We start from the raw sequence: 25,906 nt of genomic DNA on the forward strand, positions 1-25,906 counted from the left end.
GGGAGGGTGTGTCAGGGTTTCATCTGCACATGCCGGCCCAACTCATCGAACAGCGTCACCACCGAGCGCAATGCGCGGCAATCGGGGCGCGTCAGCAGCCATAACGCGGTGTCGTGCCCGGCCAACGCGGGGCCCAGGGGTTGCAGGCCGTCATCCAACAGAAAGTCCGGCAGCGCCGCCACCCCCAACCCGGCCCGCACCAGTTCGGTCACCGACAACATGCTGTTGCAGCGATAGCTGGGACGTACGCCGGGCAGGTGTTCGCGGCGCCAGGTCACCGTGGGGTGGTCAGGCAGGAAGTCGTCCGGCGCGATCCACGCCAGGTCCGCCAGTGAGCGTGCGGCGTGTTGATCCGCGTACGTGGGGCTGGCACACACCTGATACGCCACGGCCCCCAGGCAACGCCCGACCAGATGCGCCGGCGGAGTCCTGGTCAGGCGCAGGGCGATGTCGGCATCGCGGCGGCTGAGGTTGGCGAAATCATTCGACGTGCTCAGCTCCAGGGTCAGCGCCGGGTAGTCCGGCATGAACTGCGCCAGCGCCGGCAGCAGCAGCCCTTGCAGCACCGAGTCGGTACAGGTCAGGCGCACCGTGCCGCTGATCACCTCGCCGCCCTGCTCCACGCCGATGCGCGCCGCCTCAAGCGCGTGTTCGGCACGTTCGGCCTGCTGCGCCAGGTTGCTCGCCAGGTTGGTGGGCAGGTAGCCGGCGCGGCTTTTTTCAAACAGCGTTTGGCCCAATGCGGCCTCCAGCCGTCGCACCGCGCGGAACACCGTGGACACATCCACCCGCAACAATGCCGCCGCCCGCGCCAGGGTGCCGCCACGCACCAGGGCGAGGATCAGCGACAGGTCGGGGTAATCGAGTTGATAGTGCGTGGCTGCATTGAACATGTGGGCAAATGCCAATATTGATTGCGTGCGCGCCAATCTATAGTGCGCATCAGGACACCACAAGCCATGGGACGCACACGATGAAAGCCACCACCCTGCACCTCGCCCTGATCGGCGATTACAACCCCGATGTCATCGCGCACCAGGCCATTCCCGTCGCGCTGCAACGGGCCGGCGAAACCCTCGGCTTGCAGGTTCAAATGCAATGGCTCGACACCGACACCCTCACGCCCACCACTGAACTGCACGGCTTCGACGGTTTCTGGTGCGTGCCCGCCAGCCCCTACCGCGACACCGACGGCGCGTTGCGGGCGATCCGTTTTGCCCGCGAACAGCGGCGACCTTTCCTCGGCACTTGCGGTGGTTTTCAACACGCGGTGCTGGAATACGCCCGCAACGTGCTGGGCTGGGCCGATGCCGAACATGGCGAGCTGGCGCCGGGCGCCGAACGCGCAGTGATCACCCCCCTGAGCTGCGCACTGGTTGACGCCACCGACAGCCTGCGCCTGACACCCTACACGCGCATCGCCGAGGCCTACGGTCGTCTTGACATCGAGGAAGGTTACCGCTGCCGCTACGGCATCAACCCCGAATTCGCCGATGCCCTGCTCGAGCGCGAGATGATTCCCAGCGGACATGATGCGGCCGGCGATCTGCGCGCGGTGGAGTTGCTCGACCATCCATTTTTCGTTGCCACCCTGTTCCAGCCTGAACGCGCCGCCCTCAAGGGCGTCACGCCGCCTTTGGCGATTGCCTTGCTCAAGGCGTGCCAGGAGCAATACGCATGATCGCCAAGACCCCGGCCCCACCCTACTACGCGGTGATTTTCAGCTCATTGCGCACCGACGGCGATCAAGGCTACGGCCAGGCCGCCGCCCGCATGCTGGAGTTGGCTCGCGATCAACCGGGGTTTCTCGGGGTGGAATCGGCGCGGGAGGATGGCCTGGGGATTACCGTGTCCTACTGGAGCAGCGAGGCGGCGATCCTGGCCTGGAAGCAGCAGGCCGAGCACCGGGCGGTGCGCGAACAAGGACGCGCCACCTGGTACTCGGCGTTTCAGACACGGGTGTGCAAGGTGGAGCGGGCCTACACATTCCAAGGCCAGTAACCGTCGTATCGCCTGGCCCTCTGTGGCGAGCAGGCCTGTTGTGGTGAGCGGGTCTGTTGTGGTGAGCGGGCTTGCCCCGCGCTGGGGCGCGAAGCGGCCCCTGAACCAGACGCTGCGGTTAGTCAGGAGAACCGCGTCAACTGAATTGGGGCTGCTTCGCAGCCCAGCGCGGGGCAAGCCCGCTCACCACAGCAAGCCAGCTCATCACAACAAGCCGGCCTGCCACAGAACGCTCGCTCACCGCCTATGCCGTCTAGCTCACCAGACTGCGCAGCGCACTGATCTGTGGAATTTCCACCCGTTTCATGTACACGCGCAACGGCTCGCTGATGTTGATGCGGTCGTCGATATTCTGGTCGAGCAGCAACTGGATACGCTCGCGGGACAGGGTCATGGTCTGCTCGGGGGCCGGCAGCCAGACAAATTCAGCGGTGGGGATAATGCCGTCGTCGGCCACGTCCATGCCGAAGGAGTCTTCGCTGAAACGCACGATGTACTGGCCGGTCTTGCGGTTGAGGCCAACAAAACCGTGGAGTTGGTCGGCGGCCTGGCAGATAAGCTCGGAGGTGATGCGCATGGTAAACCTCACTGAAAAGTCCCACAGGGACTGGAAAGATGGTTTACACGCGTGGCAGAAAATACCGTCCTCTAGCGGGGCGGCTGCGAGCAAGAGTACTGCAATGCCGCGCAAAAAAACCGAGAAAATTGGCACGTGCGCACGTTAATGTCGGTTTGGTGATAGCGCCTTTCGCAATCAATTGTTAAAAAGGAGGCCTTCTCAAAGCTACCTCCACGAAAGGACTTCGCATATGCCTGTCACGTTTTCCAAGAGCGCCCTGCTGCTCGCACTGGCGCTTGGCCTCGGCCAGGCACAGGCTGCCGAACCGATCAGCCCGGCTGAATTGGCGACAAACGAAGGCATTCCCTACCCCGCCGTGATCGCTCATCGTGGCGCGTCCTACGACGCGCCGGAATCCACCGCCGCCGCCTACAAAGTCGCGCGCGACCTGGGTGCCGACTACCTGGAACTGGACCTGCAGCGCAGCAAGGACGGCGTGCTGTTCGCCCTGCATGACAACAACCTGCAGCGCACCACCGACGTTGCCACCAAGTTCCCTGAGCGCAAGGACGCCCCAGCCAACGAGTTCACCTGGAAAGAACTGCAAACCCTCGACGCCGGCAGCTGGTTCAACGCTGCGTACCCGGACCGTGCGCGTCCAGGTTTCGTTGGCCTGAAGATCCTGAGCCTGGACGACATCATCAAGATCGCCGAAGGCAACCCGCAGCACAAACCCGGCCTGTACATCGAAACCAAGGAGCCCAAGCAATTCCCGGGTATCGAAGCCGACCTGAAAAACAAGCTGCTGGATAAAGGCTGGTTGAGCTCCGCCGGCTCCAAGCTGGGCAAGAGCAACACCGGCGTCGGCCAGGGCAAGGGCCGTGTGGTGCTGCAGACGTTTGAAAAAGACAGCTTGAAAGAGCTGCAGAAAGAGATGCCGAACACCCCGAAAATCCTGCTGTTATGGGTTGGCCCGGGCAGCATCGAGCCGAAATCCACGCAGACCTTTGCCGAATCCGGCGAACCGACCAAGGCCGCCTATTACGCCAAGCAAGAGCCGAAAGACGCCGCCGAGTTCGAAAAGTGGGTCGACGAAGCCAAGCGCCTCGGCGCCATCGGCACCGGCCCATCGGCTGAGCTGACCGCCCATGGCGACCAGAGCTACACCGACCTGGTGAAACCTGAAATGAACAAGCTGACCCACGACAAGGGCCTGCTGGTGCACGTCTACACCGTGGATGAGCCGGTCGACTTCGACAAAGTGATGAAAGCCGGCGTCGACGGCATCTTCACCAATCGCGCCGCCGAGCTGCTGAAGTTCTACAAGCGCTGGCCGTCGTCCAGCGTTCAGGACCTGCTGAACGACTATAAGTACTGAGTGAGTCGGGCATTGGTGTCAGTGCGCCATTAAGGATGAGTTAAGTTGCGCCGGTTAATCTGGCGCCACTTAAACAGCTCACCAGAGAAGGACACACACCATGAAAACCCTGACCGCCCTGTTCACCGCCACCGCCCTGACCCTGACCGCCGGCCTGGCCCAGGCCGATGTTCGTCCGGACCAGATTGAAGGCCTGCTCAAGTCCGGCGCCGTGATGCCGTTCGAGAAACTCAACGCCGCCGCCGTGGCCACCCACGCCGGTAGCAGCATCACCGACACCGAGCTGGACCACAAAAACGGGGTACTGGTCTACGAAGTCGACCTGACCGACACCGCCGGCAAGCGCTTTGAAGTGAAGCTCGACGCCAAGACGGGCGCGGTGCTGGAAAACAAGCAAGACACTTGAGTTGAACCTCGAAAAAACGCGCCACCTCCGGGTGGCGCGTTTTTTTATGTGCGCCGTTAAAACGTCATATAACTGTCATACCTCCTTGCAATGATTCGCCCACGCGAACCTGTGAAACGTCCTACAGGCGCTTTCTCTGCGAGTCTCCATGAACCACAGCCTCGACCACAGCCACCAGGACTCCGACCTGTTTGGCTTGCTTTACGGTTTTCGTTTTCGTCCCGGTGAAAAGGGCGAACAGATTGATTCGGCCGCGGCCCTCGCGGCCTTGCAGCAACCCGCCGACCCGGAAGAGTTCCTGTGGCTGCACTTGAACCTGGCCCACGCCGCCTGCGAACGCTGGATGCAGGCCAACCTGGATTTACCCGAAGAATTCTTCGAGGCCCTGCACGAAGGCTCGCGCTCCACTCGCATCGAACACGTCGACTCAGCCTTGCTGGCGGTGGTCAACGACGTGGTGTTCAACTTCAGCAGCATGGTTTCGTCGGATATTTCAACGCTGTGGGTCTGCGCCCGCAGCCGGCTGTTGATCAGCGCACGCCTGCAACCCTTGCACTCGGTGGACAAGTTGCGCTCGTCGGTGAAGGCCGGCGAACGCTTTCGCTCGCCGCTGGAACTGCTGGTGCACCTGCTGCGCGACCAGGGGGAAGTGCTGACCCAGATCGTGCGCAAGACCAGCATCAGCGTCGACCATATCGAGGACCAGTTGCTGTCCTCGCGCCTGTCCACCAACCGCGCGGAACTGGGGGCGGCGCGCCGGGTGCTGGTGCGCCTGCAACGCCTGCTCGCGTTGGAACCGGGTTCGCTGCTGCGCCTGCTCAACCGCCCGCCGCAATGGCTGCAAAAGGAAGACGTGAAGGAGTTGCGCAAATCCACCGAGGAGTTTGCGCTGATCATCAACGACCTGACGGCGCTGGGCGAACGGATCAAGCTGCTGCAGGAAGAGATCGCCGCCAACCTCAACGAGCAGAGCAGCCGCACGCTGTTCACCCTTACCGTGGTGACGGTGCTGGCGTTGCCGATCAATATCATCGCCGGTTTTTTCGGCATGAACGTGGGCGGTGTGCCACTTTCCCAGGACCCCGAGGGGTTCTGGATCCTGGTGGCGTTGGTCGCGACCTTCACGCTGATCGCCGGGCGCTGGGCGTTTCGCAAGTTTTCAAATTGAAATGCAATCAACGGTCGAATCGTCGCACCGCCCCTCCCCCATAAGGACTACGGTGTTTTGTAGACCAGTGGCAGATCCAATTACCTAAACAATGATTTGCGGCAGCATCGCTGTAACATTCTGCAATGAATATGAGCGGCATCCTCCCCACACGGATGCCCCGGCATGGCCACCCCTTCCCTGACTGCCTCCACGCACTCATCCTCCGTCGACTCAAAACCGCGCCTGGACAAGAAACCCGGCCTGGTGACGGTGATCGTTTTCTTCGCCGTGCTTGCCATGGGCCTGTTGTTTACCGCCTACAGCCTCATGCACGACATGCACGAAATGGGCGCCCAGCTCACCACGTGGACGCCGTTCCTGCTGCTGGGTGTGGCGCTGTTGATTGCCCTGGGTTTCGAGTTCGTCAACGGTTTCCACGACACTGCCAACGCGGTGGCGACGGTGATCTACACCAACTCGCTGCCGCCGCAGTTTGCGGTGGTGTGGTCGGGCTTCTTCAATTTCCTCGGTGTGCTGCTGTCCAGCGGCGCGGTGGCGTTCGGCATCATTGCCTTGCTGCCGGTGGAGCTGATTCTGCAGGTGGGTTCATCGGCCGGCTTCGCGATGATCTTCGCTTTGCTGATCGCCGCGATCCTGTGGAACCTCGGCACCTGGTGGCTGGGTTTGCCGGCCTCGTCGTCCCACACCCTGATCGGTTCGATCATCGGCGTCGGCGTGGCCAATGCCTTGATGCACGGGCGTGACGGCACCAGCGGTGTGGATTGGAGCCAGGCGATCAAGATCGGTTATGCGCTGCTGCTCTCGCCACTGATCGGCTTCGCCTTCGCCGCCTTGCTGTTGCTGGCCCTGCGCGCCTTTGTGAAAAACCGTGCGTTGTACAAGGCCCCCAAGGGCGACACCCCGCCGCCGTGGTGGATCCGCGGCATGCTGATCGCCACCTGCACCGGCGTGTCCTTTGCCCACGGCTCCAACGATGGGCAAAAAGGCATGGGCCTGATCATGCTGATCCTGGTGGGCACCCTGCCCATGGCCTATGCGCTGAACCGCACCATGCCGGCCGAACAGTCGTTGCAGTTCGCCGCAGTCGCCGAAGTGACCCAGGTGGCGCTGATGAAAACAGCGCCGCTGGCGTTGGCGGGTGACCCGCGGCCGGTGCTGTCGACCTATATGCGCACCAAGGAAGCCACGCCCGAGTTGATTCCGGCCCTCGCCGCCCTCGCCGGCCAGATCGGTGACCAGGTCAAAGGCTACGGTTCCCTCGCCAAAGTCCCCGCCGAAGCCGTGGGCAACGTGCGTAACGACATGTACCTGAGCAGCGAAACCATTCGCCTGATGGACAAAGGCAAGGTCGGCAATTTCGACGCCGACACCCAAGGCAAGCTGCAACTGTTCAAGCAACAGATCGACGATGCCACGCGCTTTATTCCGCTGTGGGTCAAGATCGCCGTGGCCATCGCCCTGGGGCTCGGCACCATGGTCGGTTGGAAGCGCATCGTGGTCACCGTGGGCGAGAAGATCGGCAAGACTCACCTGACTTACGCCCAGGGCGCCTCGGCCGAGACGGTGGCGATGCTGACCATTGGCGCAGCGGATATGTTCGGGCTACCGGTGTCGACCACCCACGTGTTGTCGTCGGGTGTGGCGGGGACCATGGTGGCCAATGGGGGTGGGCTGCAGATGCGGACCATCCGCAATTTGCTGATGGCGTGGGTGCTCACCTTGCCGGCGGCGATTGTGTTGTCGGGCAGCCTCTACTGGCTGTTCACCCAACTCTTCTGACCAACCCAAGATTGAAAATGTGGGAGGGGCTTGCTCCCCCCACATTTGGATGTGTGTCCTGTCAGTTGTTGAAGAGTCCCGCCATGGCCTTGAGCCGCTTCTTGTACACCCGCCGCGCCTCCAGTGCCTGCTCCAACGTCACCGCCACAAACCCCGCCCGCTGGTTCGGCTGCATCTGCCCGATCAAGTCCAGGTCGGCACTGATCACCGTGCCAATCATCGCGTAGCCACCGCCGGATACCGCATCGCGGTGCAGCACAATCGGCTCCAACCCCGCCGGCACCTGGATCGAACCGATGGGGTAGCAACTGTCGACGATATTCGACGGATCCGACCCCGCGCCGAACGGCTGCTCACGCGGTTCAAAGCTCAGCGCACTGCCGCCCTTGAAGCGGTAGCCGATGCGGTCCGCCTCGGAGCCGACCGTCCACGGTTCGGCAAAAAAACTGCGCTTGGCACCCGCGGTCAAGCGCTCGTAATACAGCCCCGGCACCACGCGCAACGTGACATCGCCGCCCACCGAGCGGCGCAATGCCATCGGCAAACTGTTGCCTGCCCGCCCGAGACCGCTGGCGTCACCGATGGGCAGCTCATCGCCTGCCTGCAAGCGTCGCCCGTGGAAACCACCAAGGGCGCCGAGGGTGTAGGTGGAACGGCTGCCAAGCACCAACGGCACGTCAATGCCACCGGCGACGGCGAGGTAAGTGCGGGCACCGGCCTTGGGAAATTCGAAACGCAGCACCTGCCCGGCGCGCACCTCAAAGGCGGTGTCCTGATGCACCACTTCGCCGTCCAGGCGCGGTGACATCAACGCACCGCTGAGTGCGACCAGGGTATCGCGCTGAAACTCCAATTCCGGCCCAATCAAGGTGCATTCCAGGCCGGCCGCGCCCACCGGGTTGCCCACCAGATGATTGGCCGCACTCAGGGCGTATTGGTCCAAAGCACCCGATGGCGGAATGCCCAGATGGTAATAACCTTCGCGGCCCAGGTCCTGCACAGAGGTGGCGAGGCCGGGTTTGAGGACCTTGATCATGCCAGCGCCTCCTGCAGGGTTTTCGGATAGCCGATGGGGTCGGCGAGAAACGCATCGAGGGAAAATTCCACCGGGCGAATGCGCAGGTCGAAACGTCCTGCCTCCACCTCGGCAACCGCCAGGTCGTAGGCGTCCCGGTCGATGGGTTTGAATTGCACGATGTCACCCGGCCGGAAAAACACCATATGCGCCTTGAGGTAGGCCAGCTGCTGCGCCGGGTCGTAGATCGGCGCCGGGGTCACGCCGAACATCTGGTAGCCGCCGGCGCCGCGCACCGAGTAGATGCAACCGAAGCAACCGCCATGGCCGAGGGTCAGTTTCGGCGTGTCGGTGCGCGGGCGCAGGTACTTGGGCACCTGCAACTGCCGCTCGCGCTCGACCATCTGGAACATGAACGGCAAGCCCGCGACAAAACCCACCATCGAGACAAACCACGGCGCACCACTGTGGGCGGCGATAAACGCTTCGACATCGGCCAGGCCATTGATGCGCGCGGCGTATTCCAGGTCGGTGCCAGCGGGGTCTTGATGGCGGTCGCGAAACCGCATCAGGGTTTCATGGGTCCAGGGGTCGTTATAGAGCACCGGGATTTCGATGATGCGCGTGTGCAGGGTGCGTTCGGCCACGGCCTGGGCTTCGGCGCTCTGCACGGCGTCGAGCAGCACATGGGGGGCGATGCGGTCGGGGTCGAAGCGAATCTGGAACGAGGCATTGGCCAGGCACACATCCAGCACGCCCTCCAGCGCCAGGCGTTCCACGGCACGGGTCACGGCCATGCCCTTGAAAAAAGCCTCAAGGGACATGCTCTCGCTGACTTCGGCGAACAAGTGTTCATCACCGCCGAAGCTGTAGCGGATGGGGGACGTTTCAGCCATGTCTGTTCCTCTTGGAATCGTTATAGAAAGGCAGGCAAAAAAGTAAATGTACGATCTTATTAGGGGGTCTTGACTGTGATACCGGCCTGGTCCAACGCTTCACGGGTGGCCTCCACCAACTCCAGCGCGCCGGGGGTATCGCTGTGCAGGCAGATGGAGTCGAATTCAATAAACAGGTCTTCGCCTTCTACGGTACGCACCAGCCCCGTCTGACACGCCCGTAGGACACGGGCCGCGACCGTGGCCGGATCCAGCGCACGTACGTTGCGGGTAAACACAATGGAGCCGGTTAGATCGTACTCACGGTCGGCATAGAATTCGCGCACCACCGGCTGCCCGAGTTCCTTGGCCACGCGCCAGATCACCGAGTTGGGCATGCAGTACAGCAACAGCGTCGGCTCGATGATTTGCAGGTTCTGTACCAGCAGGCGCGCGGCTTCTTCGTCGCGGGCCAGGTGCATGTAGAGCGCGCCATGAGGCTTGATGTGTTGCAGGGTCATGCCCTGGGCGCGGGCGATTTCGCGCAGGGCACCCAGTTGATAGAGCATGTCGTCCACCAGTTCCTGGGCGGGTGCATGGATATGCCGACGACCGAAGCCCACCATGTCGCGAAAGCCCGGATGCGCACCGATGGCCACCCCCAATTGCTTGGCACGCGCGACGGTGCGGCGCATGGTGCCGGGGTCGCCGGCATGGAAGCCGGTGGCGATATTGGCCGAGCTGATATAGGCCATCAGCTCCGCGTCGACGCCGTCGCCGATGGTCCAGGGACCGAAGCCTTCGCCCATGTCTGAATTGAAATCCACTGCCTGCATCGGGGGCGCTCCGCCAAAAGGTGATGCTCGAAAGTAGGCTGCGGCTTGACCCCTTGGGAAGATCTATTATCAGATGACCTATCTTCTGAAAATCAGATAAATCCATGTCCCTGACCTTGCGCCAAATCCGCTACTTCGTGGCCACCGCCGAAATCGGCCAGATTTCCCAGGCGGCGATTCACCTGAACATCTCCCAGTCTGCCGTGACCACGGCGATCAAGGAGCTGGAAGCGCTGCTCGGCGTGCAGCTGTTTGTGCGCTCGGCCCAGGGCATGAACCTGACCGATGCCGGGCGCCACTTTCTCAACCGCGCCTACGTGATTGTGCGCAGTGTCGACGATGCGCTGAACAGCCCGTTGCCCGACTACCGCGCCAGCGGCGTGCTGCGGCTGGCGGCCAGCTACACGGTGCTGGGTTACTTCCTGCCGCACCACCTGCAGCGCATGGAGCACTGGCACCCGGATGTGACTCTGGAGGTGTTCGAGCAGGAGCGCCAGGCCATCGAACAGGGCCTGCTCGACGGCCAGTTCGACATGGCCGTGGTCCTCACCGCGAACCTCACTCACCCGGCGATCGTCTCGGAAATCCTGTTCAACTCGGAACGTCGTTTATGGCTGCCCAGCCATCACCCATTATGCGAACGCGGTGCGGTGAGCCTGGCGGATGTGGCGCAGGAGCCGTACATCCTGCTCACCGTCGATGAGGCCGAACACAGCGCCATGCGGTACTGGGAACAGGCCGGGCAAACGCCCAAGGTGCGGCTGCGCACCAGTTCGGTGGAGGCGGTGCGCAGCATGGTCGCCAATGGCAGCGGCGTGGCGATCCTGTCGGACCTGGTGCACCGGCCCTGGTCGCTGGAAGGCAAGCGCATCGAAACCCTGACCGTCACCGACCCCGTCACGCCCATGAGCGTCGGCCTGGCCTGGCACCGCGAACGCGCCTTTACCCCGGCAATGCAGGCATTTCGCGATTACTTCCACGACGCCTTCCTGGCGCCGCAACAGCTGTCGGCGCGGCGTTAAAGCTGCGAATGCAGAATGGCCGCCAGCCAGTCCATGAACACCCGCACCCGCAGAGGTAAATGTCGCTGCCCGGCGTAGAGCAGGGATACATCCAGCGGTGGTGCGGGATAGTCCGGCAGGACAGCCACCAGCTCCCCGCTGGCCAATTCGTCACCCATGCCCAGGGCCGGCACCTGAATAATCCCGAAACCGCCCAGGCAGGCGGACTTGTAGCCATCGGTGCTGTTGACCGTGACCCGCCCGCCCATGGGAATGCGCAGCACCTTGTTGCCCTGCACGTACTCAAACCCCGCCGAGCGTGAACCCAACGGCCGCACGTAATGCACCAGGTGATGGTCGGCGAGGTCGGCCAGTGTCCGGGGCACGCCATAGCGTTGCAGGTAGGTGGCGCTCGCGCAGTTGATCATCGGCATGCTGCACAGCAGCCGCGCCACCACGCTCTGGTCCGGCTGCGCGCCCACGCGCAGCACGCAATCGAAGCCTTCGGCGAGCAGGTCGACCTGGCGGTCGGTGGTGCTGATCTCCAGTTCGATCAGCGGGTGCGCGTCCATGAATTGCGGCAGACGCGGCAGGATCAGGTCCCGCGCCATCATGTTGGGCATGTCCACCCGAATCCGCCCGGCCAGTTGCGCTTCGTCCTGGCGAAACAGCCCTTCCAACTCCTCCATGTGCGCGAGCAAATCCTTGCTGCGCTCATACAGCACGCGGCCATCCTGGGTGGCCTGCACCTTGCGCGTGGTGCGCTGCAACAGGCGGGCGCCGAGCAGCTCTTCCAGCGCCTGCACATGTTCCGACACCGTGGAGCGCGGCAGGCCCAGGCTCTCGCCGGCACCGGTGAAACTCGACAGCTCAGTGACGCGCACAAAGGTGCGCAGCAGCTCCAGTTTGTTCATGGGATTGTTCGCCTTATCCGGCCAGTGATTCCGGTATAGCGCTGTTTATCACGTTATCCACGGACAAATACACTTCTTCCCACGATCACATCAGAGGACTGCACCATGACCCGTAAAATCGCATTGATCACCGGGGCCAGCCGTGGCCTGGGCAAAAACACCGCCCTGCACCTGGCGGCACAAGGCGTCGACATCATTGGCACTTACCACAGCAAGGCCGATGAAGCGCAGGCATTGGTCGCACAGATCGAACAGCTGGGCGGCCGTGCCGCGATGCTGAAACTGGACGTGAGCCAGAGCGCGACGTTTGCTGATTTCGTCGGTGAGGTTGCTGGCGTGCTCAAGGACGTTTTCGCACAGGACCGCTTCGATTTTCTGATCAACAATGCCGGTATCGGCATTCACGCCAGCTTCGCCGAGACCACCGAAGCGCAGTTCGATCAATTGGTGGCGATCCAATTCAAGGGTCCGTTTTTCCTGACCCAACAGCTGTTGCCGTTGATCCGCGACGGTGGGCGCATCGTCAATATTTCCAGTGGCCTGGCGCGCTTCAGCCTGCCCGGCTACGCCGCTTACGCCGCCATGAAAGGCGCGATGGAAGTGCTGACCCGCTACCAGGCCAAAGAGCTGGGCGGGCGTGGCATCAGCGTTAACATCCTGGCCCCCGGCGCCATTGAAACCGACTTCGGCGGTGGTGCCGTGCGCGACAACGCCAACCTCAACGCCATGGTCGCCAGCAATACCGCCTTGGGCCGCGCCGGGTTACCGGACGATATCGGCGGCGCGATTGCCAGCCTGCTCGCCGACGGTAGTGCCTGGATCACCGGCCAGCGTATCGAGGCGTCGGGCGGCATGTTTCTGTAGGAGCTTGTCGCGCAGGACGTCATACCCCCAGTGATACACATAGGTGTACGGCAGAAAAAACAGCAGTACGCCTATGTCGAGGATAAACGCCTGCACCAGGCTGATGTTCAGCCAGGCGGCAATCAGCGGTACACACACCAGGATCAACCCACCTTCAAACATCAAGGCGTGCAGCACGCGGGTCCAACCGTTGCTGGCCAGTTGCAGGCGCGCCTTGAGGCGGTCGAACAGGCCGTTGAAAATCACGTTCCAGGCCAGCGCCAACAGGCTGATCGCCAGAGTGACCATGCCCATCTCCAGGGCAGGCTTGTCCATGATCCACGCCAGCAACGGGGTGCAGATCAACAACGCCAGGGCTTCGAAACCAATGGCCTGGCAAACACGTTCAGTAATCGACTTGGTAGGGTTCATGACCCGGCTCCGTGAGTGACGATGGTTGCCATCATTAGCCTTTGACTCGATACTTCATAACCAATAACCATCGATCAAGGCGATAGTCATGGCCTCTAACGAAGTGCTGCAGGCGTTTGTGCAGGCGGCCACCCAAGGCTCGTTTTCGGCGGCGGCGCGCAAGCTCGGCAAGAGCCAGTCCACCGTCAGCGCGGCCGTGGCGAGCCTGGAGATTGACCTGGATGTGGTGCTGTTCGATCGCAGCAGCCGCAAGCCGACGCTGACGCCGGCGGGCCATGTGTTGCTGCAACGCGCCGAGCAGGTGCTGGAGGCCAGCAGCCGGCTGGAATTGGCGGCGAGCCAGTTGGCCCAGGGGTTGGAGCCGAAGCTGAGTATCGCCATGTCCGACACCTACCAGTCCGACCGTTTCGAGGTCGCCCTCAGCGCCTTTGAACAGCGCTACCCGGACCTGGAGCTGGAATGCCTGATCGCCGAGTGCGAAGACCTGATCGCCCTGGTCCAAAGCGGTCGCGCGCAGATTGCGTTTATTGAACACCAGGAAGAGTATCCGCCAGACCTGACCCGCGCCCCCGTGGACGAGCGCACGGAAATTGCCCTGTTCGTGTCACCCAGACATCCGCTGGCGGGCGTCGGTACCCTCACCGCGCACACCCTGCAACAGCACCGCGAATTGCGCCTGGCCAGCATCATCAACCCGAACGAAACCCGCGCCAACGGCCGTGTGTGGTCGGCCCCCAGTTACCTGATGCTGTTGGAGATGGCCCAATTGGGGTTTGGCTGGGCACCGATTCCGCGCTGGCTGGTGGAGCGCTTTGGTGGCGGGCAACTGGTCGAACTCAAGGCCCGCGGTTGGCCGCGCTCGGTAGCCGTGGATGCACTGTGGTCCCGGCACCATCCGCCGGGGCCGGCGGGGAGTTGGTTGTTGGGGAAGATGCTGGAGTGATCTTCATTGCTTGGGGGGATTGAGTTCGGCCAGGCGGCGTTCCAGGAATTGCTTTTCCGGAATTTGCCGGGTCAGTGACAAGGCTTTTTCGTAGGCTGCCCGGGCCTCTTCCACCCGCCCCAATTGCCGACAAAACTCGCCCCGCGCCGAATACGCCAAGTGGTAATCCAGCAACGCCCCGCGCGCCAGAATGCCTTCCACCAACTGCAGCCCCGCCAGCGGCCCTTCGCCCATGGCCACCGCCACGGCGCGGTTCAACTCGATCACCGGCGACGGCACGGCACTGAGCAACACATCGTAGAGCCCGATAATCTGCGGCCAATCCGTTTCCCCGGCGCTGGGCGCTTCGGCATGCACCGCTGCAATCGCCGCTTGCAGGCAGTACGGGCCAAAGCCGCGACGGCTCAGGGCCTGTTCCACCAGCCCACAACCTTCGGCCATCAACGACGCGTCCCACCGCGAACGATCCTGTTCATCCAACAACACCAGCTCGCCGCTGGCCGAGGTGCGCGCCGCGCGGCGGGACTCGTGCAACAGCATCAGCGCCAGCAGGCCCATCACTTCCGGCTCCGGCAGCAACTCCAGCAGCAGGCGGCCGAGGCGAATGGCTTCGCGGGTCAGGTCCTCGCGCGTAAGGTCCGCGCCCATGGACGCCGAATAGCCTTCGTTGAACACCAGGTAAATCACCCGCAGCACGCTGTCGAGGCGCTCGGGCAACTCGGCCAGCGACGGCACCTGATAAGGGATGTTGGCCTCGCGAATCTTGCCCTTGGCGCGCACGATGCGCTGGGCGATGGTGGTCGGGGTGGCCAGAAAGGCGCGGGCGATTTCTTCGGTGGTGAGGTCGCAGATCTCACGCAAGGTCAGCGCCGCCTGGGCGTCGGCCGCCAACGCTGGGTGGCAGCAGGTGAAGATCAGGCGCAGGCGGTCGTCTTCCACGTCCTCAACGCTCCAGTCAGCGGCTTCCAGTGCGTCGGCCTGCGCCTGCAATAACGGGGTAAAGCGGGCCTGGCGGCGTAAACGGTCGATGGCCTTGAAGCGTCCGGTCGACACCAGCCAGGCCCGTGGGTTGTCCGGCACTCCCTCTTGCGGCCAGCGCTCGACCGCGACGAAGAACGCCTCGTGCAAGGCTTCTTCGGCGAGGTCGAAATCCCCGAGCAGGCGGATCAGCGTAGCCAGGACGCGCCGGGATTCGCTGCGGTAAATGGCCTCGATTGCCGACGTCAATCAGGCATACCCTGGGTCACCAACGTCACCAGGCGGTCCAGGCTCTGGCCCCAGCCGTCGTGAAAGCCCATGGCTTCGTGGGCCTGTTTGTCTTCAGCGCTCCAGTGCATGGCGCGGGCGGTATAGAGGGTCTTGCCCTCTTGTTCCTCAAAGGTGACTTCAGCACTCATGAACGGCTTGCCCGAAGGGATCCAGCCCGGCCTGAAGGCATCGGTGAACACCAGGCGATTGGGCGCATCGATCTCCAGGAACACGCCCTGGGTCGGGTACTCGCTGCCATCGGGCGCGCGCATCAGGGTGCGAAACAGCCCGCCGACCCACAGGTTCATTTCGCACTCGGAGGTGGTCATACCGTGGGGGCCCCACCACTGCTGCAGCAAGGTGGGCTCGGTCCAGGCGCGGAATACGCGGCTGCGCGGTGCATCGATCAAGCGACTGATGGACAGTTCAAATTCGGCAGGTTGCGTAGGCATGGCTAAACCTCCTCAAGTCTTATGGTTGTTGTGTTCAGAGATTCAATTCGCGAACGGGGCGCACTTCCACACTGCCGACCCGGGCGGCCGGAATCCCACCGGCCACCTGGATCGCGTCGTTCAAATCCTTGGCTTCGATCAGGTAGAAGCCGGCGAGCTGTTCCTTGGTTTCGGCAAACGGCCCGTCGATGATCGACAGCTTGCCATTGCGCATGCGCACCGTGGTGGCCGTGGTTACCGACTCCAGCGGCTCGGCGGCGAGCATCCGCCCGCTTTTTTGGATGGACTGCGCGTAGGCAAGACATTCCGGGTCTGCGGGGCTGTCCGGCGAGGTGTGCAGCACCTGCTCGTTGCTGTAGATCAGGCAGAGGTATTTCATGGCGTTCTCCGTTTTCGCAACGATTGACTATAGTTCGCGGCGCTCAAGGTTTCAGGTCGAACAGTGCTGTACCGCTGGCCATGTCGAACGGCGCCGACCAGTGCTCATGCACCACCTTCCAGTCGCCGTTGAAGCGTTGATAACCAGCGGTCACGCGCATCCAGCAAGCCTTCACTTCACCATCCGGCCCGGCACCGCCGCAGTGGGCCAGCCAGTGGGCAAATGCGCTGTCCTGGGACTCGACGATACGCAGTTCGTGGAACTCGAAAATGCCCGGGCCGGGGCAGTGCTCCATGCAGGCCTCCCAGTGCGCACGGTAGGCCGCCTTGCCTTTGAATTGCAGGGCGGTCACGGCGTCGAACGAGACGATATCGTCGGCGTAATAGCTGACAATCTTATGGATATTCCGGGAAAGCACGGCTTGCTTCCATTGCTCGATCAGGGTGTTGATGGCGGTACTCATGGCGATACTCCTTCGGGTTGGAAAATCACGGAAGACACCCTTAGTCGAACGGCCCTCGGGCAAATCGACAGCCCGTTGAAAAATAATGTCGTCCAGCACAAACCCGATAGACTGCGCCCTTCCTTGCCGCTGTTCGGACACGCCGATGCAAACCCGCCTTGTCGCCTACGAGACGCTGAATGCCGTGCAACAACAGCACGTCAGCGCCATCGAAGTTCACCCTGAACAGCTGCCGTTTTGCGGCGACATGTATTGCGCCCTCAATTCGCTCCTGGCCAAGCCCAGCCCCGGCGTCAAAGGCTTTGCCCTGCTGGCCGACGACACTCCGGTGGCCTTCCTCCTGCTTAAACGCCCACCCTGCCTGCCCCACTGGGCCGATGAACACAGCGCAACGCTGCATGCATTGCAGGTGGATCGGCAGCAGCAAGGGCGTGGATTCGGCAAGGCCTGTTTGCAAGCCTTGCCGGCGGCGGCATTGCAGGTGTGGCCGCAGATCAAGGCGCTGGAGTTGTCGGTGGACACGGACAATGTGGCGGCGATGGGGTTGTATCTGGGCGCAGGATGGGTGGACAGCGGGGAGGCGTATAAGGGCCGGATTGGGTATGAGCGGAGGTTGAGGTGGGTGTTGGGTCGAAGCGGTATTGACTTACTTTAAATGTAACGTATATATAACTTTCAATTAAAAAGTAATGAATATATGACATGGATACTTCGGTTATCACTCAGCGACTAGGCAGCCAAATTCGCGCCATGCGACTTAACCGTGGCTATAAACAAGCGGATCTGGCGAAACTTGCAGGGGTTACCCGGCAGAAGCTGATAGAAGTCGAACAAGGCAGCCTCTCGGTCTCAATGAATGCCTATGCCCGAGTGATTGCCGCCTTGGGCAGCGAATTCAAATTAGTGCCTGTGACCCTGCCGACCCTGGAGGAACTGGAGGACTTGTTCAATGATTAGCCCCCATTTGCGCGTTCATACCCCTCAAGGTAAAAGCGGCAGCGTGTTGATGAGTGCCAACGACTATTTGTTTCGCTACGGCGATAACCTGCAGGCACAAACCGCAGTCAGCCTGACGATGCCCGTTCGCGCCGAAGAATATCGCCGCCGAGAACTTCACCCCATCTTCCAGATGAACCTGCCGGAAGGCTACGTTCTGGAGCAATTGCGCAATCGCCTCGCCAAGACGGTCAAGGTCGATCCGATGTTGTTGCTGGCACTCTCGGGCAGCAGTGCACCGATTGGTAGGGTGTTCGTGTCTTCAGATCAAGTAAACGATCTGATCCTGCGCAACAGCCCTCCCTCCAGCGGAGAAAACCTCAACGAAATTCTCGCCTGGGACGGCGCGGAGGATCTGTTCGCCGAACTGGTGGATCGCTACATCCTGCGAGCAGGTATTTCTGGCGTGCAGCCCAAAGTACTGGTGCCGGAAAAACCGCAGGCATCCGCGCAGAAATTCACGTCGAAAACCAACGACCTGATTATCAAAAGCGGGCGCGATGAGTTTCCGGGGTTGGCCATCAATGAGTACCTGTGCATGTCCATCGCCCGGGATGCAGGCTTGCCGGTGCCACCGTTTTACCTGTCGCAGAATCATAAGCTGTTCATCATGCGGCGCTTTGATCGGGACGAGCAGCTCAACCCGCTGGGTTTCGAAGACATGACCACCTTGATGGGCCTGTCTGCGGAGCAGAAGTACACTAAGAGCTACGCAGCGATCGCCAAGGCCGTACGCGTGTTCTGCGCCCCAGAACATCAACGCAGCTCGCTCGATCAATTGTTCGACAGCGTGGCACTGAGCTGCATAGTGGGTAATGGCGACGCTCACTTGAAGAACTTCGGCGTGCTCTATAGCGACCCGCTGAAATCGGATACCCGGCTGGCACCGGTATACGACATTGTGAACACCACCGCCTATCTCCCTGAGGACTCACTGGCACTTGACCTGTCCGGTAACAAATCATTGTTTGCCGCACGCCTGGGCATCCTGGAATTTGCAAGAACCTGCGAAATTGAAAATCCCGAAACGCGCATTCAGGCACTCCTTCAAACCCTGGAAGCCGTGCTCAAGCGCGAAGACGATTACTGCCGGTTGGCCCCTGATGTAGCGAAAGCCATACGTCAATCTGCGCAGGGCTATCAACTCAGCTTTGGTGGCTGAACGTCCTGTGGTTGCGGCGAGACAAGCGTTCAGCCAGTGGGTTACTTGTGTTCCACGGGCAACCAGATCTCCACCGTGCCCGTGCCCTTGCGCCCATCAAAATCCGCGCTATAGCGCTCGAAATCCGCCCCCGCCACCTTGTAGCCCGAGTGCGGCAACCACTCGAACATGATGCGCTCATAGGTCTGCTCCAGTGCCTGCACCGGGCCATAGTGCGGGAACACCGCGTAGTGGTGCGCAGGCAGTTCGACGCACTCGAAGTTGCTCGGCACATCGCCCTTGGACGGTACTTCCACCCCGGCCATGTAATCGAATTCACCGTGGCTGGGGTTATGGCAAACGCCGTAGGTCACCCCGCCGACGCGTTTCTTGATGTGTTTTACGCTTTCGTCGAACACACTCCACAACTTGGGGATATCGCCCACGGTGGCCTTCGAATAACGCCCTTGCACCCCGGCGATCACCAGGGCCTTGCCGTCTTCCATGCGCGGCTCTAACGGTTGTTTTGTCTGCTGATCCATCTGAACAGTCTCCTTCTTATGAGGGAACAAACCCGTATCGAGTATAGGGGCATATCCTTGCAGTACTCCATGCAGAAAATTTCCCGACACATCTGGACAACTGGCCATCATCGACCGTATTGTCTGCCCCGCAGGCCACCGCAGTGGCCGACGTCGCTCGGACGGTTCCGGGCGCTTACGTACTCTCGAGGCAACAATGGCCGACCAAGGTTCGCCGCGCCGCTTTGCGCGCATAGATCGACTCCCCCCTTACGTTTTCAATATCACTGCCGAGCTGAAGATGGCTGCGCGTCGGCGCGGCGAAGACATCATCGACTTGAGCATGGGTAACCCCGACGGCGCCACGCCTCCCCATATCGTGGAGAAGATGGTCACCGTCGCCCAGCGTGAAGACACCCACGGCTATTCCACCTCCAAAGGCATTCCGCGTCTGCGCCGGGCAATTTCGCGCTGGTACAAGGATCGCTACGCAGTGGACATCGACCCCGAGACCGAAGCCATCGTGACCATCGGTTCCAAGGAAGGCCTGGCGCATCTGATGCTGGCCACCCTGGACCAGGGCGATACGGTGCTGGTGCCCAACCCGAGCTACCCGATTCATATCTACGGTGCCGTGATTGCCGGCGCCCAGGTGCGTTCGGTGCCGCTGATTCCAGGCGTGGACTTCTTCGCCGAGCTGGAACGGGCGATCCGTGGGTCGATCCCCAAGCCGAAGATGATGATCCTCGGCTTCCCGTCCAACCCGACCGCGCAGTGCGTGGAGCTGGATTTCTTCGAACGGGTGATCGCCCTGGCCAAGCAGTACGACGTGCTGGTGGTGCATGACCTGGCCTACGCCGACATCGTCTACGACGGCTGGAAAGCCCCGTCGATCATGCAGGTGCCGGGCGCCAAGGACATTGCGGTGGAGTTTTTCACCCTGTCCAAGAGCTACAACATGGCCGGCTGGCGCATCGGTTTCATGGTGGGCAACCCGGAACTGGTCAACGCCCTGGCGCGGATCAAGAGCTACCACGACTATGGCACCTTCACCCCGCTGCAAGTCGCCGCGATTGCCGCACTGGAAGGCGACCAACAGTGCGTGAAGGACATCGCCGAGCAGTACCGCCAGCGTCGCAATGTGCTGGTCAAGGGCCTGCATGAGCTGGGCTGGATGGTGGAGAATCCCAAGGCGTCGATGTACGTCTGGGCGAAGATTCCCGAGGCGTATGCCGCCATGGGTTCACTGGAATTTGCCAAGAAGCTGCTGCTGGAGGCGAAGGTCTGTGTGTCGCCGGGGATTGGGTTTGGCGAGTATGGGGATGATCATGTGCGCTTCGCGCTGATCGAGAACCAGGACCGGATTCGCCAGGCGGTGCGCGGGATTCGCGGGATGTTCCGGGCGGATGGGCTGGTCGCTAAAGCCTGACCCGTTCCACCTGAACAAATGTGGTCAACCTGTGGGAGGGGCTTGCCCCCTCCCACAGTTGATTGGGTTTTCACCCTTGCCTTGTAGTGTGTCTGTTAGACCACCAACGACAGCAACATGATAAAGATCAGTGCCACAACGGACAGGATGGTCTCCATCGCCGTCCAGGTCTTGAAGGTCTCGGCCACGGTCATGTTGAAGTACTGCTTCACCAGCCAGAACCCCGCATCGTTGACGTGAGACAGGATCAACGAACCCGCCCCCGTCGCCAACACCAGCAGCTCACGGTTAACCCCGGGAATCATCCCCACCACCGGCACTACGATGCCCGCGCCGGTAATGGTCGCCACGGTGGCCGAACCGGTCGCTACGCGAATCACCGCCGCCACCAGCCACGCCAGCAGGATCGGGTTGATCTGTGCGTTCACCGCCATGTGGCCGATCACGTCACCCACGCCGCTGGTCACCAGCATCTGCTTGAAACCACCACCGGCACCGATGATCAGGATGATCGCGGCGGTCGGTGCAAGGCTGGCGTCGAGCAGCTTGAGGATCTGCTTGGAATGGATGCCCTGGCGACTGCCAAAGGTGTACAGCGACAGCAGCAACGCCAGCAGCAAGGCGGTGATCGGGTGACCGATCATGTCCATCCAGTTGCGCACCACGTTGCCTTCGGCAAAGGCGATGTCGGCGAAGGTTTTGAGCAGCATCAGGAACACCGGCAGCAGCACGGTGACCAGGGTGATACTGAAGCTCGGCAGGTTTTTGTTCTCAGGCTCGCGGGCCAGTTGGTCGACCAGTTCCTGGGACGGGTTGCCCGGGATGTACTTGGCGATAAACGTACCGAAGATCGGGCCCGCGATGATGGCCGTCGGCAGCGCGACGATCAGGCCGTACAGGATGGTCTTGCCGATGTCGGCGCCAAACACCCCGATGGCCAGCAGCGGGCCCGGATGCGGCGGCACCAGGCCGTGGACTGCCGAGAGGCCAGCGAGCAGTGGGATGCCGATCTTGATCAGCGACACGCCGGTGCGGCGCGCAACGATAAACACCAACGGGATCAGCAGTACAAAGCCGATCTCGAAGAACAGCGGAATGCCCACCAGGAACGCGGCGAACATCATGGCCCACTGGACCTTGTCCTTGCCAAAGGCGCGGATCAGGGTCTGGGCGATCTGATCGGCACCGCCGGATTCGGCCATCATCTTGCCGAGCATGGTGCCCAGCGCGAGGATGATGCCGACGAAGCCGAGCACCCCGCCGAAACCGTCCTGGAACGCCTTGATGATCTTGTCCACCGGCATGCCCGAGGTCAGGCCAAGGAAGCCGGCCGCGATGATCAGCGCAATAAATGGGTGAACCTTGAAGCGGGTGATCAAGACGATCAGCCCGATGATGGTAACGACTGCATCTAACAGCAGGTACGACTCGTGGGACATGCCAAACATGGGGGGTCTCTCCTGTTTGTTGTTGTTATTAAAGCGGGTGTTGAATTTCCTGCCGGGGATAGCGCTATCTTTTCCGGCAAAAAATCAGTTGGATGGTTCAAAACCGTGTGTCAGCCACCAGGCGTTGGTCTGCCTGGCCAACTCCTCGACGCTGTCTTCGCTGGCGTTGAGGGCCAAGGTCAGCGGCTCGCCCTTGGGCGATTCAAGGGTGGCGAACTGGCTGTCGATGAGGCTGGCCGGCATGAAATGGCCGGGGCGATGGGACACGCGGTCGGCGGCGACTTCGCGGGTCAGCTCCAGGAATACAAAGCCCAGGCCCGGCGCGGCTTCGCGCAGGTGGTCGCGGTATTTCTTTTTCAGCGCGGAGCAAGTGAGTACCGGATGTTCACCGGCTTCGAGCGAACGGCGCAGTTCATCGCACAGGATGTCGAGCCAACCGGCGCGGTCGTCGTCGTTGAGGGGGTGGCCGGCGCTCATCTTTTCAATGTTCGCGGCGGGGTGAAAGCTGTCGCCTTCAATGGCGGTGGCACCGTTCAGGCGGCACAGGGCCTCGCTGACGCTGGTTTTGCCACAGCCGGCAACACCCATGATGACCAGGGCGGTAACAGGTTGACTCATGAAACACCTCAAGACGCAGATAGCGCTACCTTTGCACGCCGTAAGGCAAGTGCAAAAACAGGCTTTTCCCGCGCCGTCTTGTCATTTTTATGGAGTGACGCGTGCATCCGCTCCAATCATTTGAACCGGATCAGGCAACCCATAGTTCAATAATTTGCAGCCTTTTGGAGACAGCGCTACCTTAGTGCCTCGATTTTTGTTTGGCAAGCCGCCTGATGACCTCCAAGAACGATAAAAATACCCGCACCACCGGTCGCCCTACCCTTAACGAAGTTGCCCGCCTGGCCGGCGTCAGCCCGATTACCGCCTCCCGCGCGTTGCGCGGCATCAGCACCGTGGCCACCGAGCTGGTGGAAAAAGTCCAGCACGCCGCTGCCGAACTCAACTACGTGGTCAACCCCGCCGCCCGTGCCCTGGCTTCGGCCCAGAGCCATTCGGTGGTGGTATTGGTGCCGTCGTTGTCCAACCTGCTGTTTATCGAAACCCTCGAAGCCATCCACCAAGTGCTGCGGCCCAAGGGCTTTGAAGTACTGATCGGCAACTCCCACTATTCGCGCGACGAAGAGGAAAACCTGCTGCGCAACTACATGGCCTATCAGCCTCGCGGACTGTTGTTGACCGGCTTCGATCGCACCGAAAGCGCCCGACGGATGGTCGAGGCCAGTAATGTGCCGTGTGTGTACATGATGGACCTGGACCCCAATGCCGGCGTGAACTGCGTGGGCTTCTCGCAGTTGGCGGCGGGTGAAACCGCGGCCGCACATTTGATCTCCCGTGGGCGTAAGCGCCTGGCGTATATCGGCGCGCAACTGGACCAACGCACCCTGCTGCGTGGCGAAGGCTTCCGCCGTGCGCTGCAACAGGCGGGCCTGTACGACCCGACGCTGGAACTGCTGACACCACGCCCTTCCTCGGTGGGCCTGGGCGGCGAGCTGTTCCTGCAACTGCTGGCCACCCATCCGGATGTGGATGCGATCTTCTTCGGCAACGACGACCTGGCCCAGGGCGCGCTGCTGGAAGCCATGCGCCACGGAATCAAAGTCCCAGAACGTGTCGCGGTGCTGGGCTTCAACGACTTGCCGGCGTCGTCCTTCATGGTGCCGCGCCTGAGCAGCATCAGTACCCCCAGGGAAGCGATCGGGCGGCGGGCGGCGGAGCATTTGTTGACGATCATGGCGGGCAACAGGATCGCCAAGCCGGTGGTGGACATGGGGTTTGAGTTGCAGGTTCGCGAGAGCACGTAGTCCCTACGCGGTCAAAATGTGAGAGGGGGCTTGCCCCCGAAAGCAGAATGTCAGCCAGAACATTTGGTGGCTGACACGCTATCGGGGCTTAGGTATCCACACACCTTTGGCTCAACACTGAACGTCCGGCAGACAGGACTGTTGTGGCGAGCGGGCTTGTCCCGCGCTGGGCTGCGTAGCAGCCCCAAAACCAGCCTCTACAGAGTGTCTGATACACCGCATTCTTCTTTACTGGGGCTGCTACGCAGCCCAACGCGGGACAAGCCCGCTCACCACAGAGAGATTTGTCAGGATCTGCAAGTTGTGTAGATACCCATGGCTATCGGGGGCAAGCCCCCTCCCACATTTTGACCCCGCCCGCTCGGAGGCATCGCCGTAGCTTCTCCCGCCTGCTAGATTGGCTGTTCTCCATCGCAAGGAAAGCACCATGGCACATTCACTGAAAATCCTGGGTCGCACGTCCTCCATCAACGTGCGCAAAGTGCTCTGGACCTGCCAGGAACTGGGCATCGACTACGTGCGCGAAGACTGGGGCATCGGCTTCCAGCCCACCCAGTCCGCCGAATTCCTCGCCCTGAACCCCAACGCGCAGATACCCGTGCTGATCGACGACCACGGCGTGCTGTGGGAGTCCAATACCATCTGCCGCTACCTCGTGGGGCTTTACCAGCGCCACGACCTGCTGCCCATCGAGCCCGCACCACGGGCCCGGGTCGAGCAGTGGATCGACTGGCAGGCCGTCGAGCTCAACCGTGCCTGGGGCGATGCTTTCACCGCCCTGGTACGCAATAACCCGGACGGCCTGGACGCGGCGCAGATTGAAGCCGCCGTGCAACGATGGAACGACAAGATGGGCATCCTCGAGCAACAACTGAGCAAAACCGGGGCCTTTGTTGCCGGCGATGAATTCACCCTCGCCGACATCCTCATCGGCCTCTCGGTGCACCGCTGGCAGATGACGCCCATGGCGCGCCCGGCCTACCCCGCCATTGCCGCCTACTACCAGCGCCTCGGCCAGCACCACGGCTTCCAACTCTTCGCCCTCGACGGGCATAACTAAGGACATGCCCGTGAAAGGACTCAACGTACTGCTCACCGGCGCCTGCGGCAGAATCGGCAAGACGTTTTTCGAAGCCTCGAGAGACCGCTACCGTTTCACCCTCACCGACCGCATCGCGCCTGGTTTCGACCTGGGCGAACACCGCTTCGTGCACGCCGACCTCAGCGACAAAGCCAGCCTGGCCAACCTGCTCGAAGGCATCGATGTGATCGTGCACCTGTCGGGCATCCCCCACGCCAGCGCCACGTTCGACGAATTGCTGCCGAACAATATTCTCGCCACCACCTACCTGTTCGAAGCCGCTGTGGCGGCGGGTGTACAGCGCCTGGTGTTCGCCAGCAGCGCGCAAACTATCGAAGGCTACCCGGTAGACCGGCAGATCACCCCAGGCATGCAGGTGATGCCGGGCAACCTGTATGGCGTGAGCAAATGCTACGGCGAAGCGCTGTGTGGCTACTACGCGGCGAAAACCCCGCTGTCGACGATTGCCCTGCGCATCGGCGCGTTCGAATTCGTTGAAACCCACGACCTGAACAACGCCCGCGACCTCAGTGCCTGGCTCAGCCCGCGGGACGCCGTGCAGCTGCTGCAGCGTGCAGTGGAGGCCGAGGGCGTGAAACACCTGATCGCCCATGGCATTTCCAATAACCGTTTCAAGCGCCTGGACCTGAGCGAAACCGCGCGGGTGTTGGGTTACCATCCGCTGGACGATGCATTTCAGACCTTCGATATCCCCATCACTGACTGAGTTTTC

30 protein-coding genes are annotated in these 25,906 nt (G+C 61.8%); 16 read left to right on the forward strand and 14 right to left on the reverse strand.

Features of this window, described 5'->3' with window-relative positions:
• Positions 1-11: 11 nt before the first annotated feature.
• Positions 12-893 (reverse strand): LysR family transcriptional regulator, encoded by an 882-nt coding sequence (locus tag AC07OP_RS07500; protein ID WP_495100562.1) that lies wholly within the window; start codon positions 891-893, stop codon positions 12-14.
• 80 nt (positions 894-973) lie between these two features.
• On the opposite strand from AC07OP_RS07500, the gene AC07OP_RS07505 reads away from it, so the two are divergent.
• Positions 974-1,681, forward strand: coding sequence for a CTP synthase C-terminal region-related (seleno)protein (locus tag AC07OP_RS07505; protein ID WP_495100561.1), 708 nt, complete (start codon positions 974-976; stop codon positions 1,679-1,681).
• Entirely contained in the window at positions 1,678-2,001 is a 324-nt protein-coding gene (locus AC07OP_RS07510; RefSeq protein ID WP_027605635.1) for an antibiotic biosynthesis monooxygenase family protein, read from the forward strand. The genes AC07OP_RS07505 and AC07OP_RS07510 overlap by 4 nt, the downstream gene beginning before the upstream one ends.
• 253 nt (positions 2,002-2,254) lie before the next feature.
• Here the strand turns inward: AC07OP_RS07510 and AC07OP_RS07515 are convergent, their stop codons facing one another.
• Complete coding sequence (locus AC07OP_RS07515; protein ID WP_027605634.1) at positions 2,255-2,578, reverse strand: DUF2025 family protein; 324 nt, start codon at positions 2,576-2,578, stop codon at positions 2,255-2,257.
• A 232-nt stretch (positions 2,579-2,810) separates the two neighbouring features.
• Here AC07OP_RS07515 and AC07OP_RS07520 point away from each other — a divergent pair, with 232 nt between their 5' ends.
• The 4 genes from AC07OP_RS07520 to AC07OP_RS07535 all read left to right on the forward strand — a co-directional run bounded on the left by AC07OP_RS07520 (position 2,811) and on the right by AC07OP_RS07535 (position 7,294).
• On the forward strand, positions 2,811-3,938 hold the full coding sequence (locus AC07OP_RS07520; RefSeq protein WP_115487107.1) for a glycerophosphodiester phosphodiesterase family protein: 1,128 nt from the start codon (positions 2,811-2,813) through the stop codon (positions 3,936-3,938).
• A 100-nt stretch (positions 3,939-4,038) separates the two neighbouring features.
• Positions 4,039-4,344: a PepSY domain-containing protein gene (locus tag AC07OP_RS07525; protein WP_495100560.1), complete on the forward strand. Its 306-nt coding sequence runs from the start codon at positions 4,039-4,041 to the stop codon at positions 4,342-4,344.
• A gap of 148 nt (positions 4,345-4,492) precedes the next feature.
• Complete coding sequence (locus AC07OP_RS07530) at positions 4,493-5,512, forward strand: transporter (protein WP_027605631.1); 1,020 nt, start codon at positions 4,493-4,495, stop codon at positions 5,510-5,512.
• Between the two features lie 165 nt (positions 5,513-5,677).
• The gene (locus AC07OP_RS07535; protein ID WP_108574731.1) at positions 5,678-7,294 is read left to right on the forward strand and encodes an inorganic phosphate transporter; all 1,617 of its coding nucleotides are present in this window, start codon (positions 5,678-5,680) and stop codon (positions 7,292-7,294) included.
• Between the two features lie 61 nt (positions 7,295-7,355).
• On the opposite strand, the gene AC07OP_RS07540 is transcribed toward AC07OP_RS07535, so the two are convergent.
• The 3 genes from AC07OP_RS07540 to AC07OP_RS07550 are packed head-to-tail and all read right to left on the reverse strand — an operon-like array spanning position 7,356 to position 10,020.
• Positions 7,356-8,330 carry a 5-oxoprolinase subunit C family protein gene (locus AC07OP_RS07540; protein ID WP_463575598.1) on the reverse strand — a complete coding sequence of 325 codons (975 nt, stop codon included), beginning with the start codon at positions 8,328-8,330 and terminating at the stop codon, positions 7,356-7,358.
• Entirely contained in the window at positions 8,327-9,205 is an 879-nt protein-coding gene (locus tag AC07OP_RS07545; RefSeq protein ID WP_495100559.1) for a 5-oxoprolinase subunit B family protein, read from the reverse strand. Before AC07OP_RS07545 ends, AC07OP_RS07540 begins: the two co-directional genes overlap by 4 nt.
• Before the next feature lie 59 nt (positions 9,206-9,264).
• The gene (locus AC07OP_RS07550) at positions 9,265-10,020 is read right to left on the reverse strand and encodes a 5-oxoprolinase subunit PxpA (RefSeq protein WP_495100558.1); all 756 of its coding nucleotides are present in this window, start codon (positions 10,018-10,020) and stop codon (positions 9,265-9,267) included.
• Positions 10,021-10,124: 104 nt separating this feature from the next.
• On the opposite strand from AC07OP_RS07550, the gene AC07OP_RS07555 reads away from it, so the two are divergent.
• Positions 10,125-11,042, forward strand: a complete 918-nt coding sequence (locus AC07OP_RS07555; RefSeq protein ID WP_027605626.1) for a LysR family transcriptional regulator — start codon at positions 10,125-10,127, stop codon at positions 11,040-11,042.
• Here AC07OP_RS07555 and AC07OP_RS07560 read toward each other — a convergent pair.
• The gene (locus AC07OP_RS07560) at positions 11,039-11,935 is read right to left on the reverse strand and encodes a LysR family transcriptional regulator (protein ID WP_027605625.1); all 897 of its coding nucleotides are present in this window, start codon (positions 11,933-11,935) and stop codon (positions 11,039-11,041) included. The genes AC07OP_RS07555 and AC07OP_RS07560 overlap by 4 nt on opposite strands.
• A 105-nt stretch (positions 11,936-12,040) precedes the next feature.
• On the opposite strand from AC07OP_RS07560, the gene AC07OP_RS07565 reads away from it, so the two are divergent.
• The gene (locus AC07OP_RS07565; RefSeq protein WP_065939119.1) at positions 12,041-12,799 is read left to right on the forward strand and encodes an SDR family NAD(P)-dependent oxidoreductase; all 759 of its coding nucleotides are present in this window, start codon (positions 12,041-12,043) and stop codon (positions 12,797-12,799) included.
• Here AC07OP_RS07565 and AC07OP_RS07570 read toward each other — a convergent pair.
• Positions 12,698-13,210, reverse strand: coding sequence for a multidrug/biocide efflux PACE transporter (locus AC07OP_RS07570; RefSeq protein WP_043293516.1), 513 nt, complete (start codon positions 13,208-13,210; stop codon positions 12,698-12,700). The genes AC07OP_RS07565 and AC07OP_RS07570 overlap by 102 nt on opposite strands.
• Positions 13,211-13,298: 88 nt before the next feature.
• Here AC07OP_RS07570 and AC07OP_RS07575 point away from each other — a divergent pair, with 88 nt between their 5' ends.
• Positions 13,299-14,153 carry a LysR family transcriptional regulator gene (locus AC07OP_RS07575; protein WP_065925265.1) on the forward strand — a complete coding sequence of 285 codons (855 nt, stop codon included), beginning with the start codon at positions 13,299-13,301 and terminating at the stop codon, positions 14,151-14,153.
• 3 nt (positions 14,154-14,156) lie between these two features.
• On the opposite strand, the gene AC07OP_RS07580 is transcribed toward AC07OP_RS07575, so the two are convergent.
• The 4 genes from AC07OP_RS07580 to AC07OP_RS07595 are packed head-to-tail and all read right to left on the reverse strand — an operon-like array spanning position 14,157 to position 16,695.
• Complete coding sequence (locus AC07OP_RS07580; RefSeq protein WP_495100557.1) at positions 14,157-15,380, reverse strand: RNA polymerase sigma factor; 1,224 nt, start codon at positions 15,378-15,380, stop codon at positions 14,157-14,159.
• Positions 15,377-15,853 carry an SRPBCC family protein gene (locus AC07OP_RS07585; RefSeq protein WP_495100556.1) on the reverse strand — a complete coding sequence of 159 codons (477 nt, stop codon included), beginning with the start codon at positions 15,851-15,853 and terminating at the stop codon, positions 15,377-15,379. Before AC07OP_RS07585 ends, AC07OP_RS07580 begins: the two co-directional genes overlap by 4 nt.
• A gap of 34 nt (positions 15,854-15,887) precedes the next feature.
• Positions 15,888-16,232, reverse strand: coding sequence for a YciI family protein (locus AC07OP_RS07590; RefSeq protein WP_495100555.1), 345 nt, complete (start codon positions 16,230-16,232; stop codon positions 15,888-15,890).
• Positions 16,233-16,275: 43 nt separating this feature from the next.
• A complete protein-coding gene (locus tag AC07OP_RS07595; protein ID WP_092358438.1) occupies positions 16,276-16,695 on the reverse strand; it encodes a YybH family protein in 420 nt (139 codons plus the stop codon).
• 145 nt (positions 16,696-16,840) lie between these two features.
• On the opposite strand from AC07OP_RS07595, the gene AC07OP_RS07600 reads away from it, so the two are divergent.
• From AC07OP_RS07600 to AC07OP_RS07610, 3 genes are read left to right on the forward strand one after another with little or no spacing between them, the layout of a single operon-like run.
• The gene (locus AC07OP_RS07600; RefSeq protein ID WP_495100554.1) at positions 16,841-17,350 is read left to right on the forward strand and encodes a GNAT family N-acetyltransferase; all 510 of its coding nucleotides are present in this window, start codon (positions 16,841-16,843) and stop codon (positions 17,348-17,350) included.
• A gap of 47 nt (positions 17,351-17,397) precedes the next feature.
• On the forward strand, positions 17,398-17,652 hold the full coding sequence (locus tag AC07OP_RS07605; RefSeq protein ID WP_092488898.1) for a helix-turn-helix domain-containing protein: 255 nt from the start codon (positions 17,398-17,400) through the stop codon (positions 17,650-17,652).
• A complete protein-coding gene (locus AC07OP_RS07610) occupies positions 17,645-18,853 on the forward strand; it encodes a type II toxin-antitoxin system HipA family toxin (RefSeq protein WP_495100553.1) in 1,209 nt (402 codons plus the stop codon). Before AC07OP_RS07605 ends, AC07OP_RS07610 begins: the two co-directional genes overlap by 8 nt.
• A gap of 41 nt (positions 18,854-18,894) precedes the next feature.
• Here AC07OP_RS07610 and AC07OP_RS07615 read toward each other — a convergent pair whose 3' ends face one another.
• A complete protein-coding gene (locus tag AC07OP_RS07615; RefSeq protein WP_495100552.1) occupies positions 18,895-19,374 on the reverse strand; it encodes a GyrI-like domain-containing protein in 480 nt (159 codons plus the stop codon).
• Positions 19,375-19,570: 196 nt separating this feature from the next.
• Between AC07OP_RS07615 and alaC the strand changes: the two genes are divergently transcribed.
• The gene (gene alaC, locus AC07OP_RS07620) at positions 19,571-20,782 is read left to right on the forward strand and encodes an alanine transaminase (RefSeq protein ID WP_141155862.1); all 1,212 of its coding nucleotides are present in this window, start codon (positions 19,571-19,573) and stop codon (positions 20,780-20,782) included.
• Between the two features lie 95 nt (positions 20,783-20,877).
• On the opposite strand, the gene AC07OP_RS07625 is transcribed toward alaC, so the two are convergent.
• A complete protein-coding gene (locus AC07OP_RS07625) occupies positions 20,878-22,230 on the reverse strand; it encodes a GntP family permease (RefSeq protein ID WP_027605614.1) in 1,353 nt (450 codons plus the stop codon).
• Positions 22,231-22,314: 84 nt separating this feature from the next.
• Positions 22,315-22,848 carry a gluconokinase gene (locus AC07OP_RS07630; protein ID WP_495100551.1) on the reverse strand — a complete coding sequence of 178 codons (534 nt, stop codon included), beginning with the start codon at positions 22,846-22,848 and terminating at the stop codon, positions 22,315-22,317.
• A 212-nt stretch (positions 22,849-23,060) separates the two neighbouring features.
• Between AC07OP_RS07630 and gntR the strand changes: the two genes are divergently transcribed.
• The 3 genes from gntR (at position 23,061) to AC07OP_RS07645 (ending at position 25,900) form a co-directional block, all read left to right on the forward strand.
• Positions 23,061-24,092 (forward strand): HTH-type transcriptional regulator GntR, encoded by a 1,032-nt coding sequence (gene gntR / locus AC07OP_RS07635; RefSeq protein ID WP_495100724.1) that lies wholly within the window; start codon positions 23,061-23,063, stop codon positions 24,090-24,092.
• 427 nt (positions 24,093-24,519) lie between these two features.
• Positions 24,520-25,152, forward strand: coding sequence for a glutathione S-transferase family protein (locus AC07OP_RS07640; RefSeq protein WP_027605611.1), 633 nt, complete (start codon positions 24,520-24,522; stop codon positions 25,150-25,152).
• 10 nt (positions 25,153-25,162) lie between these two features.
• Complete coding sequence (locus AC07OP_RS07645; RefSeq protein ID WP_495100550.1) at positions 25,163-25,900, forward strand: NAD-dependent epimerase/dehydratase family protein; 738 nt, start codon at positions 25,163-25,165, stop codon at positions 25,898-25,900.
• Positions 25,901-25,906 lie beyond the last annotated feature (6 nt).

This window comes from Pseudomonas sp. GW821-FHT09D08, from assembly GCF_059416305.1.

Excerpts from the sequence above, each read along its gene's own strand:
- AC07OP_RS07500 (WP_495100562.1), bottom strand. The coding sequence starts at position 893 with ATGTTCAATGCAGCCACGCACTATCAACTCGATTACCCCGACCTGTCG.
- AC07OP_RS07505 (WP_495100561.1), top strand. The coding sequence starts at position 974 with ATGAAAGCCACCACCCTGCACCTCGCCCTGATCGGCGATTACAACCCC.
- AC07OP_RS07510 (WP_027605635.1), top strand. The coding sequence starts at position 1,678 with ATGATCGCCAAGACCCCGGCCCCACCCTACTACGCGGTGATTTTCAGC.
- AC07OP_RS07515 (WP_027605634.1), bottom strand. The coding sequence starts at position 2,578 with ATGCGCATCACCTCCGAGCTTATCTGCCAGGCCGCCGACCAACTCCAC.
- AC07OP_RS07520 (WP_115487107.1), top strand. The coding sequence starts at position 2,811 with ATGCCTGTCACGTTTTCCAAGAGCGCCCTGCTGCTCGCACTGGCGCTT.
- AC07OP_RS07525 (WP_495100560.1), top strand. The coding sequence starts at position 4,039 with ATGAAAACCCTGACCGCCCTGTTCACCGCCACCGCCCTGACCCTGACC.
- AC07OP_RS07530 (WP_027605631.1), top strand. The coding sequence starts at position 4,493 with ATGAACCACAGCCTCGACCACAGCCACCAGGACTCCGACCTGTTTGGC.
- AC07OP_RS07535 (WP_108574731.1), top strand. The coding sequence starts at position 5,678 with ATGGCCACCCCTTCCCTGACTGCCTCCACGCACTCATCCTCCGTCGAC.
- AC07OP_RS07540 (WP_463575598.1), bottom strand. The coding sequence starts at position 8,330 with ATGATCAAGGTCCTCAAACCCGGCCTCGCCACCTCTGTGCAGGACCTG.
- AC07OP_RS07545 (WP_495100559.1), bottom strand. The coding sequence starts at position 9,205 with ATGGCTGAAACGTCCCCCATCCGCTACAGCTTCGGCGGTGATGAACAC.
- AC07OP_RS07550 (WP_495100558.1), bottom strand. The coding sequence starts at position 10,020 with ATGCAGGCAGTGGATTTCAATTCAGACATGGGCGAAGGCTTCGGTCCC.
- AC07OP_RS07555 (WP_027605626.1), top strand. The coding sequence starts at position 10,125 with ATGTCCCTGACCTTGCGCCAAATCCGCTACTTCGTGGCCACCGCCGAA.
- AC07OP_RS07560 (WP_027605625.1), bottom strand. The coding sequence starts at position 11,935 with ATGAACAAACTGGAGCTGCTGCGCACCTTTGTGCGCGTCACTGAGCTG.
- AC07OP_RS07565 (WP_065939119.1), top strand. The coding sequence starts at position 12,041 with ATGACCCGTAAAATCGCATTGATCACCGGGGCCAGCCGTGGCCTGGGC.
- AC07OP_RS07570 (WP_043293516.1), bottom strand. The coding sequence starts at position 13,210 with ATGAACCCTACCAAGTCGATTACTGAACGTGTTTGCCAGGCCATTGGT.
- AC07OP_RS07575 (WP_065925265.1), top strand. The coding sequence starts at position 13,299 with ATGGCCTCTAACGAAGTGCTGCAGGCGTTTGTGCAGGCGGCCACCCAA.
- AC07OP_RS07585 (WP_495100556.1), bottom strand. The coding sequence starts at position 15,853 with ATGCCTACGCAACCTGCCGAATTTGAACTGTCCATCAGTCGCTTGATC.
- AC07OP_RS07590 (WP_495100555.1), bottom strand. The coding sequence starts at position 16,232 with ATGAAATACCTCTGCCTGATCTACAGCAACGAGCAGGTGCTGCACACC.
- AC07OP_RS07595 (WP_092358438.1), bottom strand. The coding sequence starts at position 16,695 with ATGAGTACCGCCATCAACACCCTGATCGAGCAATGGAAGCAAGCCGTG.
- AC07OP_RS07600 (WP_495100554.1), top strand. The coding sequence starts at position 16,841 with ATGCAAACCCGCCTTGTCGCCTACGAGACGCTGAATGCCGTGCAACAA.
- AC07OP_RS07605 (WP_092488898.1), top strand. The coding sequence starts at position 17,398 with ATGGATACTTCGGTTATCACTCAGCGACTAGGCAGCCAAATTCGCGCC.
- AC07OP_RS07610 (WP_495100553.1), top strand. The coding sequence starts at position 17,645 with ATGATTAGCCCCCATTTGCGCGTTCATACCCCTCAAGGTAAAAGCGGC.
- AC07OP_RS07615 (WP_495100552.1), bottom strand. The coding sequence starts at position 19,374 with ATGGATCAGCAGACAAAACAACCGTTAGAGCCGCGCATGGAAGACGGC.
- alaC (WP_141155862.1), top strand. The coding sequence starts at position 19,571 with ATGGCCGACCAAGGTTCGCCGCGCCGCTTTGCGCGCATAGATCGACTC.
- AC07OP_RS07625 (WP_027605614.1), bottom strand. The coding sequence starts at position 22,230 with ATGTTTGGCATGTCCCACGAGTCGTACCTGCTGTTAGATGCAGTCGTT.
- AC07OP_RS07630 (WP_495100551.1), bottom strand. The coding sequence starts at position 22,848 with ATGAGTCAACCTGTTACCGCCCTGGTCATCATGGGTGTTGCCGGCTGT.
- AC07OP_RS07640 (WP_027605611.1), top strand. The coding sequence starts at position 24,520 with ATGGCACATTCACTGAAAATCCTGGGTCGCACGTCCTCCATCAACGTG.